Source organism: Pantoea sp. nfd-35 (assembly GCF_056892255.1).
Genome location: NZ_CP122403.1, coordinates 798,915 through 814,262 on the forward strand (window position 1 = coordinate 798,915; position 15,348 = coordinate 814,262).

13 protein-coding genes and 1 tRNA gene are annotated in these 15,348 nt (G+C 46.6%); 10 read left to right on the plus strand and 4 right to left on the minus strand.

What is annotated here, in order from left to right; translation table 11 throughout:
• Window positions 1–31: 31 nt before the first annotated feature.
• Together deoD and mrdA are read left to right on the plus strand one after the other, a co-directional pair.
• Entirely contained in the window at window positions 32–745 is a 714-nt protein-coding gene (gene deoD / locus P9J57_RS03835) for a purine-nucleoside phosphorylase (protein WP_014594584.1), read from the plus strand.
• Window positions 746–962: 217 nt separating this feature from the next.
• Window positions 963–2,846, plus strand: a complete 1,884-nt coding sequence (gene mrdA / locus P9J57_RS03840) for a penicillin-binding protein 2 (protein WP_015699534.1) — start codon at window positions 963–965, stop codon at window positions 2,844–2,846.
• Here the strand turns inward: mrdA and P9J57_RS03845 are convergent.
• From P9J57_RS03845 to P9J57_RS03860, 4 genes are read right to left on the minus strand one after another with little or no spacing between them, the layout of a single operon-like run.
• The gene (locus tag P9J57_RS03845; protein ID WP_013027166.1) at window positions 2,843–3,553 is read right to left on the minus strand and encodes a GGDEF domain-containing protein; all 711 of its coding nucleotides are present in this window, start codon (window positions 3,551–3,553) and stop codon (window positions 2,843–2,845) included. The two genes, mrdA and P9J57_RS03845, sit on opposite strands and share 4 nt — an antisense overlap.
• Window positions 3,550–3,936 (minus strand): DUF1987 domain-containing protein, encoded by a 387-nt coding sequence (locus P9J57_RS03850; RefSeq protein WP_202631168.1) that lies wholly within the window; start codon window positions 3,934–3,936, stop codon window positions 3,550–3,552. The genes P9J57_RS03845 and P9J57_RS03850 overlap by 4 nt, the downstream gene beginning before the upstream one ends.
• A 10-nt stretch (window positions 3,937–3,946) precedes the next feature.
• Window positions 3,947–4,513, minus strand: a complete 567-nt coding sequence (locus P9J57_RS03855; RefSeq protein ID WP_014605071.1) for a SiaB family protein kinase — start codon at window positions 4,511–4,513, stop codon at window positions 3,947–3,949.
• A 16-nt stretch (window positions 4,514–4,529) separates the two neighbouring features.
• Window positions 4,530–5,759, minus strand: a complete 1,230-nt coding sequence (locus tag P9J57_RS03860; protein WP_013027163.1) for a SpoIIE family protein phosphatase — start codon at window positions 5,757–5,759, stop codon at window positions 4,530–4,532.
• 294 nt (window positions 5,760–6,053) lie between these two features.
• Between P9J57_RS03860 and P9J57_RS03865 the strand changes: the two genes are divergently transcribed.
• The 8 genes from P9J57_RS03865 (at window position 6,054) to P9J57_RS03900 (ending at window position 15,347) form a co-directional block, all read left to right on the plus strand.
• A tRNA-Phe gene (locus P9J57_RS03865) sits at window positions 6,054–6,129 on the plus strand.
• A 290-nt stretch (window positions 6,130–6,419) separates the two neighbouring features.
• The gene (locus tag P9J57_RS03870; protein WP_227022900.1) at window positions 6,420–6,581 is read left to right on the plus strand and encodes a hypothetical protein; all 162 of its coding nucleotides are present in this window, start codon (window positions 6,420–6,422) and stop codon (window positions 6,579–6,581) included.
• A gap of 2,900 nt (window positions 6,582–9,481) precedes the next feature.
• Window positions 9,482–10,336, plus strand: coding sequence for a phosphoenolpyruvate mutase (gene aepX, locus P9J57_RS03875; RefSeq protein WP_013027161.1), 855 nt, complete (start codon window positions 9,482–9,484; stop codon window positions 10,334–10,336).
• 11 nt (window positions 10,337–10,347) lie between these two features.
• A complete protein-coding gene (locus P9J57_RS03880) occupies window positions 10,348–11,676 on the plus strand; it encodes an LLM class flavin-dependent oxidoreductase (protein ID WP_014605074.1) in 1,329 nt (442 codons plus the stop codon).
• A 21-nt stretch (window positions 11,677–11,697) separates the two neighbouring features.
• Window positions 11,698–12,819, plus strand: coding sequence for a homocitrate synthase/isopropylmalate synthase family protein (locus P9J57_RS03885; RefSeq protein WP_013027159.1), 1,122 nt, complete (start codon window positions 11,698–11,700; stop codon window positions 12,817–12,819).
• A gap of 6 nt (window positions 12,820–12,825) precedes the next feature.
• Window positions 12,826–14,064 carry a 3-isopropylmalate dehydratase large subunit gene (locus tag P9J57_RS03890; protein ID WP_014605075.1) on the plus strand — a complete coding sequence of 413 codons (1,239 nt, stop codon included), beginning with the start codon at window positions 12,826–12,828 and terminating at the stop codon, window positions 14,062–14,064.
• Complete coding sequence (locus tag P9J57_RS03895; RefSeq protein ID WP_014605076.1) at window positions 14,057–14,590, plus strand: LeuD/DmdB family oxidoreductase small subunit; 534 nt, start codon at window positions 14,057–14,059, stop codon at window positions 14,588–14,590. The genes P9J57_RS03890 and P9J57_RS03895 overlap by 8 nt, the downstream gene beginning before the upstream one ends.
• Complete coding sequence (locus P9J57_RS03900) at window positions 14,580–15,347, plus strand: class I SAM-dependent methyltransferase (RefSeq protein WP_013027156.1); 768 nt, start codon at window positions 14,580–14,582, stop codon at window positions 15,345–15,347. The genes P9J57_RS03895 and P9J57_RS03900 overlap by 11 nt, the downstream gene beginning before the upstream one ends.
• Window position 15,348: the final 1 nt, after the last annotated feature.

Sequence of the window (15,348 nt, forward strand, 5' to 3'; positions counted from 1 at the left end):
ACAGCGAAATTTTTAAAAAGGATAGAGAATTATGGCAACTCCTCACATTAATGCAGAAATGGGTGATTTCGCAGACGTCGTACTGATGCCGGGCGATCCGCTGCGTGCGAAGCACATTGCAGAAACCTTTCTGGAAGATGCCGTTGAGGTGAACAACGTGCGCGGCATGCTGGGCTATACCGGCACTTATAAAGGCCGCAAAATCTCCGTCATGGGCCACGGCATGGGCATTCCCTCCTGCTCCATTTACGCCAAAGAGCTGATCACCGAGTTCGGCGTGAAGAAAATCATCCGCGTGGGTTCCTGTGGTGCCGTGCGTCCCGACGTGAAACTGCGTGATATCGTGATCGGCATGGGCGCATCGACCGATTCCAAAGTGAATCGTATGCGTTTCAAGGATCACGATTTTGCCGCGATTGCGGATTTCGATATGGTGCGCAACGCTGTCGATGCGGCCAAAAATCTGGGTGTTGACGCGCGCGTAGGGAATATCTTCTCTGCCGACCTGTTCTACACGCCCGATCCGCAGATGTTTGACGTAATGGAGAAGTACGGCATTCTCGGTGTGGAAATGGAAGCCGCCGGCATTTACGGCGTGGCTGCTGAATTTGGGGCGAAAGCGCTGACGATCTGCACCGTGTCCGATCATATCCGTACCCATGAGCAGACGACTGCCGCAGAGCGCCAGACAACCTTTAATGACATGATTAAGATTGCGCTGGAATCTGTGCTGCTGGGCGATTAATCTCCACGCTCACTGATGCTCTTGCTCACCCGGCAGCGCGACGTTGCCGGGTGAGCGCGTCAGAAGCTTTACGCTTCCCGCTCATTTCGCAACATTCTCATCAAATGACACACTTTTCATCAGGCTTGTGCATCTTGCTACTGGCAAGGACCGCTTATGCCACTATCATGAAGCCGAACAATAAATAACAACATGCCAGACTGAAAATACCTGCCTGATGAATTTTCGAAATTTCGACGCTGAAGAGAAGTTGTTTGTACGCCGTGCCGCCATGGCATTTGTGCTGGTCTGCATCTGCTTCACCATCCTGGGTTTAAACCTGTATCGCCTGCAGGTACGCGATCACAGCTATTACCAGACGCGCTCAAACCAAAACGATATCAAAATGATCCCTATCGCGCCCACGCGCGGGCTGATTTTCGACCGTAACGGGATTCCGCTGGTGCGCAATGTGACCTGGTACGACATCACTATCACCCCGTATAAAGTGGACGATATGAAGGACGTGCTGCGCCAGCTCACGCCGCTTATCGATCTGACACCGGACGACATTACGCGTTTTCAGCACGATCTCCGGCAGAACAGCCGCTACAAACCGGTTATCCTCAAAGAGGAACTTACCGACGAAGAGGTGGCGCGCTTTTCAGTCAACCAGTTCCGGTTTACCGGCGTCAGCATTGATACCTATCAGGACAGGGAATATCCCTATGGGGCCGATCTGGCGCATGTTGTCGGCTACGTCTCTAAAATCAATGATAACGACTATAAGCGGCTAAATGCCGAAGGCATTGCTGAAAACTACGCGGCTGACCACAACATCGGTAAGCAGGGGATTGAAGGCTATTACGAATCCCTGCTGCACGGTAAGCCGGGCTATCAGGAAGTGGAAGTGGATAACCATGGCCGCATTGTCCGGGTGCTGAAAGAAGTGCCGCCGGTAGCAGGCAAGAACATCACCCTGACGCTGGACCTGCATCTGCAACAGTATGCGGAAAGCCTGCTGGCCGGACAGCGTGCCGCATTGCTGGTGGAAGATCCCCATGACGGATCCGTGCTGGCGATGGTTTCCAGCCCCAGCTACGATCCCAACCCTTTTGTGAAGGGCATCAGCTATAAAGCCTACAAGACGCTGCTGCAGGATAAAAACCTGCCGCTGATTAACCGTGTCACCCAGGGCCTGTATCCCCCGGCCTCCACCGTCAAACCCTATATGGCGATGTCTGCCCTGTTAACCCATGTGATTACGCCGCAAACCACCTTTTTTGGCGGCCCAACATGGACGCTGCCGGGCACCGACCGTCGCTACCGTGACTGGAAAAAAAGCGGCCACGGCACGCTCGATGTCACCAAAGCGATCGAAGAGTCTGCAGATACCTTCTTCTATCAGGTGGCCTTTATGATGGGCATCGATCGCATTCACACCATGCTCAGCAAATTTGGTTACGGCCGCTCCACAGGCATCGACCTGAACGAAGAGTACAGCGGCCTGCTACCCAGCCGCGACTGGAAAATGAAAGTCCATAAAAAGCCCTGGTATCAGGGGGACACGGTGTCGGTGGGGATCGGTCAGGGCTACTGGATTGCGACCCCGATTCAGATGGTGAAGGCGCTGGTAACCTTGATTAATAATGGACGGGTGATTACGCCGCACTTACTGGAAAAATCCCAGCTCGGCACCCGGGTTCAGCTCTATCAGCCTAAGCTGCCACAGGCGCAGATTGGCGATCCGAATTCTCCCTACTGGTCATTAGTGCGCCACGCTATGTTTGGCATGGCCAACGCACCGAACGGAACGGGCTATAAATATTTCCATACCGCGCCTTACGGCATTGCAGCGAAAAGTGGGACATCTCAGGTGTTCAGCCTGAAAGAAAACCAGACCTACAACGCCAAAATGATTCCGGTACGGCTGCGCGATCATACGTTTTATACCGCCTTCGCGCCCTTCAGCGCCCCCAAAGTTGCGGTGGCGTTGATTCTGGAAAACGGCGGAAGTGAAGGCGTGGTTGCCGCGCCGGTGATGCGCAAGCTGCTTGACCATATCTTCCTGCCGCCGACCACCCCGCCGCCCGTTGAGGTGGCACAGCATCAGGCAGGCTAGCGGAAGAATACCCGGTTACGCCCGTGCTTTTTGGCATCGTACAGCGCGGCATCTGCCTGGGTGTAAAGCGTTTCGAACCGGGTGCCTGCTGCGCCCCAGCTGACGCCGAGGCTGGCCGTGACCAGCCGCTCCGGCAGTGCATTTAACGGCGAAGCGTTCAGCGAGGCGAGAATGGCTCCGGCGACGATAACCGCATCGCCCAGCCAGGTATTGGGCAGCATGATGGTGAACTCTTCACCGCCGATTCGACCGATGCTGGCGATGGCAGGCGTATTACGCTGAATACGTTGTACCAGTTCGCAAATCACCTTATCCCCGACGGGATGACCGTATTCATCATTGATGCGTTTAAAGAAGTCGATATCAAGAATGATTAAGGCCGCCGGCGCCTGGTCCAGCGTATCGCTGATGCGTTGAATAATGGCGCTGCGGTTCCAGACATCCGTCAGGGGATCGTGCGTGGCTTTGTACTCCAGTTCCGTTGCCAGCTCGTTCAGTTGCTCATTTACCCGGTTCAGCTCACGCTCTGCCCGATCGCTGCGTGAGATTAACCGATAGGTTTCACGCATCAGCCGCTGGTAGTGTCCGTTGAGCTGTAGCAGCGCCTGCCGATACTCTTCAGCCTGCAGGCTATGCTGCGCCGCGACATGGCTGGCCTGATTGAGTGCCTGGGTTTCTTCCAGAAACAGCTCATTGAGGTGCGTCATTGGCGCTGTTCCGCATGCAGCTTCACGGTTAACGCGGTGAAATCCAGAGACAGCTCTTCGCCAAACTCTTCTGACACGTCATCTTCGGCATCGTAAAACCAGTTCAGTACGATCGTGCAGCCGCTCTGCGCGAGCCTGTTGAACTGATCAAACAGCCCAAACAGCATCTTGGTGCTTGAGCTGTTGAAATAGCTCAGGTCGATATTCACCTCTGCCGCTTGGCTGGCCTGAGGCTGCCAGCTTTCCAGCGCGCTTTGCAGCGGACGGTAAAAGGCGGCGGCATTCTCTGGCCAGGATTCTCCCCGCAGGGAGAATCGGTGGGCCACAAAGTCAAACTCTACGGCGGGCGTACATTCAGTGGCGGTAAGTTGAATGATTTGCATAGGGGCTTCTTCAGTCATGGCAGATAGTGGCCTTAAGCCAAAAGGCAGAGAGCTCGCTGGCCTCCAGTGGCTGGAAACAATACTCCAGCGGTTCACTGACGTCGCGCGCCAGGGTAAGCAAGCCGATATTGGCGCCTTTGCTCCAGACCGGACTCTCAGCGCGTAACCGGTTTCGGTAAGCTTGTTTAATTTCATCCGCATTCATCACGCGGAGCGAATCCAGATCCCCGCGCAGTTGATGAGTGGCGTCGCTGCCGACCAGGTTTGCGCTTTCCAGATAGTAGCGACCGTCATCGTAACGCAGGCTCAATGAACCAAAGCGATACAGCTGATCGTTGTGGCTCAGCGCCCGGCTGTCCTGCGAGTAACGCAGAATGTTTTGCGCAATCTCGACAAAGCTGGAGAACAGCCGCCGCCTGACTTTTTGCGACCGCTCGTGATTCTCCAGAAACAGTTTGACCACTTCGCCCATCGCCGTGATGTTCTGCGGTGAAAAAAAGCCGGTATACTGCAATGCAATAAGGCCGGACTGCGATTCGGTATTAAAGGGCAGACCCCGTAGTGACTCGTTTTTCATTTTCTTCCCGGTGCAGTCAATAGCGAAAGCCAAACCAGGTGACGTCATCGCGTCGCGCCTGATTACCTTGCCAGCTTAAATAGTCTTGCTGAAACGCCAGCGATAACTCCGCCATAGGCAAATGCTGATAGCGCATCAGCAGAGACTGAATACGCTTATTGCCAAACATGATATTCCGTTCGCCACCCGGTTGATCGGTGACGCCATCCGTGAGGACAAACAGCATGTCGCCCGGATTAAACGCCAGGCTCTGTTCAGGCCAGTGATAGTCTTCCGGCGTATCGGTATAGCCGACGCCGACGCGATCCTGACTGAGCGAGATAATTTCATTGCTGATGTTGCTGAGCATAAATGCCTGGGTTCGGGCGCTGGCCCAGCGCAGCTGATGCAGTCCGGTATCAACTGACATCACGATGGCATCGCAGCCATCGTTAGAGAGTGAGGTTTGCTGGGAGGCGTTCAGCTGGCCCAGGGTTTGTTTAATATGGTGATTAAGGGCATGCAGGATGCTGGCAGGTGCCTGCAGATCGGCCTCGCGCAGCGCGTTTTCCAGCGCAGACTGCAAAATCACCGTCATAAAAGCGCCTGGAATTCCGTGGCCCGTACAGTCGGCGATGACCGCCAGCCAGCCATTGTCATGGCGGTGAAAAGCGTAGTAATCGCCGCCCACGCCGTCTCGGGGCTGCCAGTACAAACACCAGTCGTCGAGCAGGGAGGCAATCAGCTGGTTGGAACGATCCAGCATCGCGTCCTGAATGACTCGCGCGTAATCAATGCTTTGTAAAATTTGCTGATGCTGGCGCGCCTGCAAATCGGAGACGCGGCGAATCAGATCGATCCCCAAGCCAATGCCGATATAGTGCCCGTTCTCCGTCAGGATAAACCCATCGGCGACGGACTTATCCCCGTTGGCCACGACCTGCTGCGCAACGCTTTCCAGCGTATTTTCCACGTCAATCACCAGCGGGAACTTATCCATAAAGGCAATGCAGCTCTTGCGGTCATAGAGTTCGGGAAAGAAAGGGCGCGCCATCTGCGACAAAAAGATGTGGCGGTTGATCATGCCGAACGGCTTGCCGTTTTCCACCACGGGCAACCCGATCAGATCTTTGTGTTCGGCAAAGAGTGCCATGACGGCACGGTTATCTGTCTCCGGACTGACGAAAGGGACCTCAATGCATAACACCCGCGCGTCATAACGGCTTGAGGCGGAAACCACAGTATTCACAGAGGCGGGTAACTGCATGATGCGGCTCTTGATTGTCCAGGAATAATCTTAGAGTAATGAGCGCAGATGACGGATTTATGGCAAAAAAACGGTTGGTAAAAAGAGGGCCGATAAATCGCAGTTAAAGCAAAATTGCAGCGAAAAATAGCCTGCCAGAGGGCGTTCTGCAGCGCGAAAATCCGGCGGTTGATTGGGCGGATTGTTAAATTTTCGCCCGTTCCCCTTCCTGTTGATGGAAAACCCGTCAGTTGATTTCATTTTTGTGAAAAGCGTTTGACGCTGGGGCCTGCTTAAGGTTTAATGCGCCCCGTTGCCCGAATAGCTCAGTCGGTAGAGCAGGGGATTGAAAATCCCCGTGTCCCTGGTTCGATTCCGGGTTCGGGCACCACAAATTTGAAACCCTCGCTTCGGCGGGGGTTTTTGCGTTTGAGGGCTTTAACGCTGTGATGTTGTTGGGGTAAGGTTGATTTACGCGATCGTAATGTTCTGGTTTACGGTTTCGATGGTCGGCATTTTCACTATGTGATGCTGAAAGCATATGGGCGGGGATGGCACAGAGGCGCATTTCGTCATTGCCTTGCACAACACGCAGCTTCGCCGTGTGCGAGCTGATGAGATACCGCAGAAGCGAATTATTCCCTGGATAACCAAGCAGGCTAAACAGCAACAGGAAGCTGTATGATGAAACGTACATTATTTTTAGGCATCTTATATCCTGCGTTGGCATTCTCAGATACTCCCGGTTTTATGACACCCGAAGTGGAATGCCTCAATGACAATACGATTCCTTTCATAAACACAAAAATTCCAGCCAAAAAATCGTTAACGACGCATACATAAAATGCAAGTCGGAATTGGATGCCTGGTCAAAATCTCGTGAAATGCTTCCTAAAGAAATCAGAGAAAGCCAATATAAAGAATTTCATGATTTCTATATAAGAATGATCGAGAAAAGACGGGCATACGAAGCTAAGAAATAGTGTAAATTGCTCAAAAAGCATAAGGAAGTTTTACAGTTAATGAGCAGGCTATTGCTAAGCTGACTAATTTATTGAAATATATTTCAATTTTTAATTGTTAGTCCATGTAAAATACATATTTATTTAAGCTATCTGAGTATCACTACACTGTTTTTTATAGCTTATATGTTAATTTTGAGGAGTGGTTTGATTTGGTAAGGGGGTTATCTATTTGTGCAAAGGACGGGCTAATCATATAGCTAAAATAATGAACCCGATGAAAAATTAAAAGCAATAAAAAACTGATAATAATATTAATCCAGAAAGATTTGGTTAGCTTATTGAGGTGCGTGCGTTCTATACCTGTTTTTCCTGTTTCTTATATTGATGAAAAAACCGATTAGTGAAGCTAAGCCTCTTGTTACGTAGGAAACAAGATAAAGCACAAAAATAATTTTAATTGTGCCAGGGCTGAAACTGACTCGTCAAAGTCTTACGAAATGTCCATCATATTACCTTCATTCACGCTTAATTGGCGGTTTACCGCCTCCACGCTGTTTCTGCTCAGATCATTTGACTGACGGACTCCTCCGCTGCTCAAGAAGCTCTGTATGCTGAGCCGCAGAAAATGCATCACCTTTCATCTGTCCCCTCTGGCAGCCTACCGTCGAGCTCATACATCAGCGCGTGAGAGAGTACTGGTCGAAGGTGTTCGAGTTTCGTTAGCGGAGGGAAATCGAGTTGTGGTTGCATCTTACCTGGGGTCAGACTCAGGGGCTACCTGAAGGTGTGGGGCTGACTTAATCGCAACCTGCTAAAAGGCGTCCCTTTGAGAGATTCTGCCCGCGCCCTGCCCTGATGCAATTGGAAATTTTCTCCCGGCAGTGGCATTGCATGTTACGCACCAGATGGCCGGAAATGCTGTTGAAAATAACTTCTTAACCGAAAAAATAATTTCGAATGTTAATTCATAAAAGGGATGTCCACACTGATTACAGACATGTATTCGATTTGAACGATCGAAATATCGCGTTATGGACTGAAGCATTTAACGATGCCATGGGGGAACCCGCGTGGCATCTTCAGGTCGACGATGCTTACGGCCCACTTTTCGTACCGATCAATACGGTGGTGCATCTGAAGGAAAAGTTTGGCTTCGTCTATGACGCGGGTGTAGCGGCCGCGCATAACAGCGGCCAAAAGAATACAGACTGCTCAGCCTCGGCCGTTTTAGAGGGCACCATCTGGTCAGCAGAGCCCGGCAACTATTACTGCATGTCCAGAAACTGGGCGGGAAATAACAGGCTGACGATTGAGGTTAGCCGCACGTCTGATATAGCTGGTAGCTCCGCCACAAGGAAAGGAGCTTTATTAAATCGATGTATATCACATCCGATCTTAAGCTAGTCACTGATGCCTGGACGAAGCGTCTTTTCAGTCAGATTCATACGGGGACACGCATTGAAGAGGAGTAGAGCTGTCAGCTGGCACCGGATTGTACGGTGCTTCAGAACCATGAAGGAGAATGCTGACTATGAATGTGTGCTGCGAAGAGCATGCACACATTCATTACGTTGAGCCCTTTATTAACGCGACCTAATTTACTATGCCCGGTAAGCCTCTGGAGTGTTTATGAAGAATTTGCATAGTAAAATCAACTTACTGGATTCAGAGAGAGATACGGACATACAAACCGTAGAACGTCGAGAGCGTTCTGTAAAGCGTGCGGAGCGCAATCTGGTCCAGGCTGAGTGACCGCTGTATGAACTTTATATTCAGAGAGACATACTGGTGATTAAGTCTTGGGGAGATAAACCTAACTGGCAGGCCATTTATTATATATCGGCCCCAACACCTATAAAGAAGAACGTCAGAAAGGGAATTTATGCTGAGCGAAGAAAAAACCCGGAAACATATCACGGTACTGAATGGAAGGATCGTACTCACTCGGCTGCTTTCAACGGTTATGCCATGAACGAATAATGCCACCAACGTTATCTGTCCCAAAATGCGGATCTTATCACCCAAGATGAAAACAGGGGATTCAGTAACAGTCAAAGTGAGGCGTGTAAGATCAATTTATCCCCCGCCTTAAGCAATTTTCCAAAAGTCATTATCGTGGAGCTTGAGATAAGATAATTAACCTCGGATATAAGATAAATCTCATTTACTTGGAAGTGGCGGCACACGGAGAACGCTTGAGTATAAACAAATTAAAACAAAGTTTATTAACAAAAGAAACAAATTGTTTCGTACTAAAAGTTACATCAGAAAATACATAGAGTTAAAAACATGAATAAGTTTCATCTGTTACATGTTTTTTGTGGTGACTATCCTAAGTGTAAAAGATTGCTCTTTTCTAATGTTTAATATCGAATTGCCGCCATTAAATTTAATTTTAATTAAAGTTTAACAATGTAAAGTGTTGGTTTTAAGGGTTTTTTTGCAAAATTGACAAAAGATTACACTTTGATTAACAAATTGAAATATAAATTAAGTTGATAAGATTGTCGGGCGATAGCTATAAGATAGTTCACAGACATAAGCGTGACGGCAGTGATAAATCACGGTTAGTGTTTAACATTACTAATGTTGAAGCATTTTCAGTGTCGAAATACTCCAAACCAGATAGCCAGAATTTAAAGGCGTATTGAATAAACGAACGACTTTTTTCAAAAATTTTTTATTGATCATTTTATCACCACGGAAATGTAAAGCGTTTAGGCAGGCACTCTATAAGAGCGTCTTAATTTCTCATCTTTACGCATCAAAGGTGTTTATATGATCAAAAAACTTATTGCAGAAAAGGGTACTCTGATTTTTATTGAGGCCCATAATCCGCTCTCCGCATTAATTGCGTCTAAAGCAGAACAAACTAATTCAGAAGGCCGTATTGTCAAATTTGACGGTATATGGTCAAGCTCGTTAACGGACTCAGCATCTCGCGGTATTCCCGATAACGAAACACTGGCATTAAGCAGCAGGTTAGAAAATATTGCTGATATCCGAAATGTGACAGACATGCCCATCATCATGGATGCTGATACGGGGGGAAAACCAGAACATTTTAGTTATTACGTAAAAAGAATGATTAACAACGGTGTAAATGGCGTCATCATCGAAGATAAAACAGGATTAAAGAAAAATTCTTTGTTCGGCACTGAAGTAGAACAGACTCTCGCAGATATTAATGATTTTTCAGAGAAGATTAAAAGAGGAAAATCTGCAGTTTATATTGATGATTTTATGATCATAGCCAGACTTGAAAGTCTTATTGCAGGGTTCGACGTAGAACATGCACTCGAACGTGCCGACGCATACGTCGAAGCCGGGGCAGACGGAATTATGATTCATAGTTGTAAGAAGACTCCGGATGAGGTTTTCTTATTCAGTACGAAATTTCGGAAAAAATATCCATCAGTACCATTAATTTGTGTTCCTACTACTTATTCTGCAACCAGCAACAGAGAACTCAGTGAAGCGGGTTTTAACGTGATCATTTATGCAAACCATATGCTCAGGGCTGCTTATAAAGCAATGGAAAATGTTTCAAAAGAAATATTGAGATATGGCAGGACGGCAGAGATAGAAAAATCTTGCATGAGTGTAAAGGAAATTATTTCACTGATTCCTTAAAGAGAATGACCATGAAAAAAAAAGAGATGATAATAGGTGCCTATATATCGTATGGAACAGGACATCATCCTGCTTCATGGCGCGAAAGTGGCGTAAATGCAGCGGCAGCGCTTGATATTGATACGTATGCCAATCTTGCAAGAGTATGTGAGAAAGGATTAGCTGATTTACTTTTTCTTGCAGATACGCCTTCTGTATTTCAGGACAATATGGACGGTTATGGCAGCAGGGTATCTGTACTGGAGCCATTATCATTATTATCGTATTTAGCATCTCAAACACAAAATATTGGGCTGGTTGCGACGGCTTCAACGACGTACAAACACCCTTACAACATTGCGAGGGAATTTGCTTCGCTGGATTACATTAGCAAAGGAAGGGCAGGGTGGAATCTGGTGACATCCTCAAAGTCGGATGCGGCTAAAAACTTTGGCCTTGCCGCTCATCCAGAACATTCAAAGCGTTATGATATGGCCTGGGAAGCATGGCAGGTTATCAGTGGTTTGTGGGACAGCTGGGAAGACAATGCTTTAGTAAGGAATAAAACCAGTGGACAATTCTTCGTTAAGGATAAATACCGGGAAATAAATTTTGAGGGTGAATATTTTAATGTAAAAGGCCCATTAAACATAGCTCGCCCTCCTCAGGGCTATCCCGTCATCGTCCAGGCGGGTTCCTCTGAGGAAGGAAAAGAGTTAGCTGCAAAAACAGCAGATATTGTTTTTACTGCACAAAACAATATTGAAGATGCAAAAAAATTCTATGATGATCTTAAAGGGCGAATGGAAAAATACGGAAGGTCAAAGAGTGAACTTCTTATTCTTCCCGGATTAAGCTTTTATATTGCAAGTGACGAATCTAAAGCCCGTAAAAAGCTTAATGATCTCAACGCACTGATCCCTCAATCATTTGGCTTAAGTATGTTATCAGATTTACTGGGTGGGGTTGATTTAAAAAACAATGATCCTGAAGGACCATTACCAGATTTACCGAAATCTAATGGTAATCAGAGTAGACAAAAAATTATTATCGATTTAGCTCGAAAAGAAAAACTATCTATCAAGCAACTTTATGAAAAAATAATCATTTCAAGAGGACATTATACATTTACAGGTTCCTATCAAGATTTAGCAGATGAGATGATTAAGTGGGTTGAAAATGAAGCATGTGATGGTTTCAACATTATGCCTCCTCTCATGCCTGAATCTCTTATTAATCTTTTCGATCATGTCATTCCACTTATTCAGGCAAGAGGATGGTATAAAAAATCATATTCTACTGGAACATTAAGAGAAAAACTGGGGCTTAAAAGACCTACTAATAAATTGTTTAATCAATAATGTATTGCGAGGAAATATAAAATGCTTAATAAAAATCTGATTCTTGAAGATACCACTTTACGTGATGGTGAGCAGGCGCCAGGTGTTGCATTTACACCAGAGCAAAAAGTAGAAATTTTTTATCTACTTGCAAATATGGGCGTTAAATGGATCGAAGCCGGAATACCTGCGATGAAGGGTGATGAAGTAAAGGCTCTGTCGGAAATGTTAGAGAGAAAAAATGAAATTAACATCATCGCGTGGAACCGAGGCGTGCTTGAAGACATTGAGTACAGTATCTCACTTGGATTCAAAGCGGTGCATATCGGGCTACCGACTTCAGCTATCCATTTAGAGAAAAGCGTTAAGAAAGATAAGTCCTGGCTTGTAAAGACGGCTTCAGATTTAGTTAAGTTTGCCAAAGACAAAGGGATGTTTGTTTCTATCAGCGCAGAAGATATAGGCCGAACAGATATTGGATTCTTACAGGAGTATGCACAGGTAGTTGCTGAGGCTGGAGCCGATCGTCTTCGCCTCTCTGACACGATTGGTATTCTTTCTCCTGCACAATACAAAGAAAAAGTCTCTTTGTTAAATAAGAACGTCAACATCGATTTGCAGTGCCATTGCCACAATGATTTTGGTTTTGCAGTTGCTAACACGCTGGCAGGCATTGAAGCAGGAGCACGCTACTTTCATGTCTGCGTCAATGGCATTGGTGAAAGGGCTGGAATGCCAGACCTGGCACAAGTTGCTATGGCATTGCACTTTTTCCACGGGGTTGATTTAGGGCTCGATTTAACAAAATTAATCGCGTTGAGTGAAACGGTCGCCAGGTACAGCCATCAAAAAATCAGTCCATGGCAGCCGATCGTAGGCGATAACGTTTTTGCACATGAATCGGGCATTCACGCAAATGGTATGCTCAAAGACAGCAGTACTTTTGAACCCTTCGACCCAGCTACGGTGGGAGGAGAACGACGTCTGGTCGTGGGTAAACATTCCGGTCGCGCCATTATCAAACATTTTCTCGAAGAATCAGGCGTGAAAGCTGCCGACGATAAGGCTCTTGATCGCTGTTTAGAACGCGTGAGAAGTCATGCCGTGCGCCACCCCGGTGGGATCCCTCCACATGTATTAGTTGATCTGTATACCGCGGGGTAAACAGGTATGAAAAGTAATCAGCCGATTGTTAACCAGATCATTGCGTCACACAGTGGCAGAGGTCAGGTTTCAGCAGGTGAACTGATCACGGTAGATGTTGACTACGTCTATGTTCAGGATGGAAATTCACCGACCGTGGCAAAACTGTTTCAGGATTATCATCTGTCTGAGGTGCTAAAACCCGATAAAATCGGGTTCTTCTTCGACCATTCAGTTCTGGTACCTGATAAAACCATGGCTAAACGTGTCAACGAGGCCATGGAATTTGCAAAAAAACTTGGAATAAACATCTATTCACGAGGGGAGGGAATTAGTCACGTCATTGCCCTGGAGAGTAAAATATTTAAACCCGGCAATATAGTGCTGGGCGCAGATTCCCATACTTGTACAGGGGGGGCCGTACAGTCTTTAGCGCTGGGAATGGGGGCTTCGGATATTCTGGTTGCTATGTTAACAGGACAAACGTGGTTGAAAGTCCCTCAAACAGTCCATTTGTGTATTAAGGGTAAAACGGGAAAAGATGTGCGGGCAAAAGATGTCATGTTGGCACTTTTAAATAAGTACGGACAAACACCATTTCTTTATAAATCGATCGAAGTTTCAGGGGAATGGGCAGAAGAGCTAACGCTTGACGAAGCTGCAAGTTTTGCAAGTATGGCTGTTGAGTTAGGAGCCAAATGCATATTTATGCCAGATGGGCAAGGCAGGCCTGAGGGGCTATTGAAGGCGGATGCCTCAGTGGCAGACAGTGTCATCAATTTTTCTGTATCAGAATTAATGCCCCATATCGCACCACCTCACAGTCCTTTGTATGCTAAACCTGCAAATGACTTTGAGGGTCTGAAATTTGATTATATTTTCATTGGAAGCTGTACTAACAGCAGACTTGAAGATATCAAAGAGGTGGCCGAAATTGTTGCTGGTAAAACAATACATCCCGATATTCACTGCCTTCTGACGCCAGGATCGAAAAGTGTTTATCTAAAAGCTCTCCAGGCGGGATATATCGATACGCTTATCCGCTCGGGCATTATTGTCACCCCACCGGGTTGTGGAGCTTGTGTGGGTACCCAAGGAACCATTCCTGCGGATGGGGAGAAAGTATTAAGTACGATGAACCGCAATTTTAAGGGAAGAATGGGGAATGCTGAGGCAGACATCTTTTTATGTTCTCCACGAACTGCAGCGATGGTTGCATTGAACGGCACTGTTCCACATTTTGAGGGAGAGTCCGCATATGAGTAAAACTGCTGAAAATTATCGCGTCAGACGCGTGGAAGGGAACATCTCGACCGACGATATTATACCTGCGCGCTATAAACATATGTATACCGAGCCGGCCCAGCTGGCACCGCATCTTTTTGAGAGCCGTTTTCCCGGATTTAGGGAAACGCTCAGTATCAATGATGTGCTTGTATGTGATCAAATATTCGGTATAGGGAGTTCGCGGGAGCAGGCAGTAACAACTCTGTTGGCATGTGGTGTTAAATATGTATTTTCCCCTTCTTTCGGGAGGATTTTTTTTAGGAACTCTTGGAATTTGGGTTTACATGCGATTGAGGTCGATACGAGTGAACTTGCAGATTTAAGTGAAATTAAAATAGAACTGACTGGAGGGGTAATTTATACAGAAAATAATCAAATAAATTTTTTCCCTCCCAGCTCGCAGATGACGGCAATTGTCAGTGCAGGTGGCATAATACCCTACACCATAAATAAAATTATGGAAAAAAAAGGTGATATTTTAAGAGGTTATAGCAATGAAAAGTGAAAAGTTTGATGGTTTGGCTGATAACTATGATAAATATCGTCCCCGTTATCCTGCAATCCTTTTCAAGGAAATCCATGACTGGATGCAGCCGTCTGCCAAAAATATATACGATATTGGCGCAGGCACAGGTATTGCTATTGAAGGTATGACACGTGTCACTGGAAAACACTATGATTTCACGGCGATAGATATTTCTGAAGATATGATAAAAAAAGGAAGGGAAAAACTGCCTGGTACGACTTGGGTTAAAGGAAAAGCGGAAGATATTCTTTCTGATAAAAGCCGTATTGACGTCATTATGGCGGCACAGTCCTTCCAATGGATGGATAGAGCTAAAACATTAGAAGTTTCGATAAAATCTTTAAATAAGGGCGGGGTTTTTGCAGTTTTGCAAAACAATCGAGATTACAGAAATAATGAAATGCTTAACAAATATGAAGGTTTGCTAGAGAAATTTAGTCCAGGTTACAGCAGACATTATCGCGACTATGACTATGAAAATGAAATCACCAATGTTTTTAAATTGCCTATTGCTAACTTTAAGAAAGTCGTCACAGGGTGGACTATGGAAATGATTTCAGAAGATTTTTTTGGATTCATTTCTTCCTCAACCCAGGTACAAAGAGCTATTGAGAACGATCGTAATGGATTCTGGAAGGAGATTGAAATCTTGATTGACGAACACTCAGTTGGTGGAAAAATTAGCATAGATTATATAAGTGAGTTATTTATAGCTAAGAAGCGTGATGATTCATAGC

Coding starts and splice junctions, on each gene's coding strand:
- deoD (WP_014594584.1), top strand. CDS start 32: ATGGCAACTCCTCACATTAATGCAGAAATGGGTGATTTCGCAGACGTC.
- mrdA (WP_015699534.1), top strand. CDS start 963: ATGAATTTTCGAAATTTCGACGCTGAAGAGAAGTTGTTTGTACGCCGT.
- P9J57_RS03845 (WP_013027166.1), bottom strand. CDS start 3,553: ATGACGCACCTCAATGAGCTGTTTCTGGAAGAAACCCAGGCACTCAAT.
- P9J57_RS03850 (WP_202631168.1), bottom strand. CDS start 3,936: ATGCAAATCATTCAACTTACCGCCACTGAATGTACGCCCGCCGTAGAG.
- P9J57_RS03855 (WP_014605071.1), bottom strand. CDS start 4,513: ATGAAAAACGAGTCACTACGGGGTCTGCCCTTTAATACCGAATCGCAG.
- P9J57_RS03860 (WP_013027163.1), bottom strand. CDS start 5,759: ATGCAGTTACCCGCCTCTGTGAATACTGTGGTTTCCGCCTCAAGCCGT.
- P9J57_RS03870 (WP_227022900.1), top strand. CDS start 6,420: ATGATGAAACGTACATTATTTTTAGGCATCTTATATCCTGCGTTGGCA.
- aepX (WP_013027161.1), top strand. CDS start 9,482: ATGATCAAAAAACTTATTGCAGAAAAGGGTACTCTGATTTTTATTGAG.
- P9J57_RS03880 (WP_014605074.1), top strand. CDS start 10,348: ATGAAAAAAAAAGAGATGATAATAGGTGCCTATATATCGTATGGAACA.
- P9J57_RS03885 (WP_013027159.1), top strand. CDS start 11,698: ATGCTTAATAAAAATCTGATTCTTGAAGATACCACTTTACGTGATGGT.
- P9J57_RS03890 (WP_014605075.1), top strand. CDS start 12,826: ATGAAAAGTAATCAGCCGATTGTTAACCAGATCATTGCGTCACACAGT.
- P9J57_RS03895 (WP_014605076.1), top strand. CDS start 14,057: ATGAGTAAAACTGCTGAAAATTATCGCGTCAGACGCGTGGAAGGGAAC.
- P9J57_RS03900 (WP_013027156.1), top strand. CDS start 14,580: ATGAAAAGTGAAAAGTTTGATGGTTTGGCTGATAACTATGATAAATAT.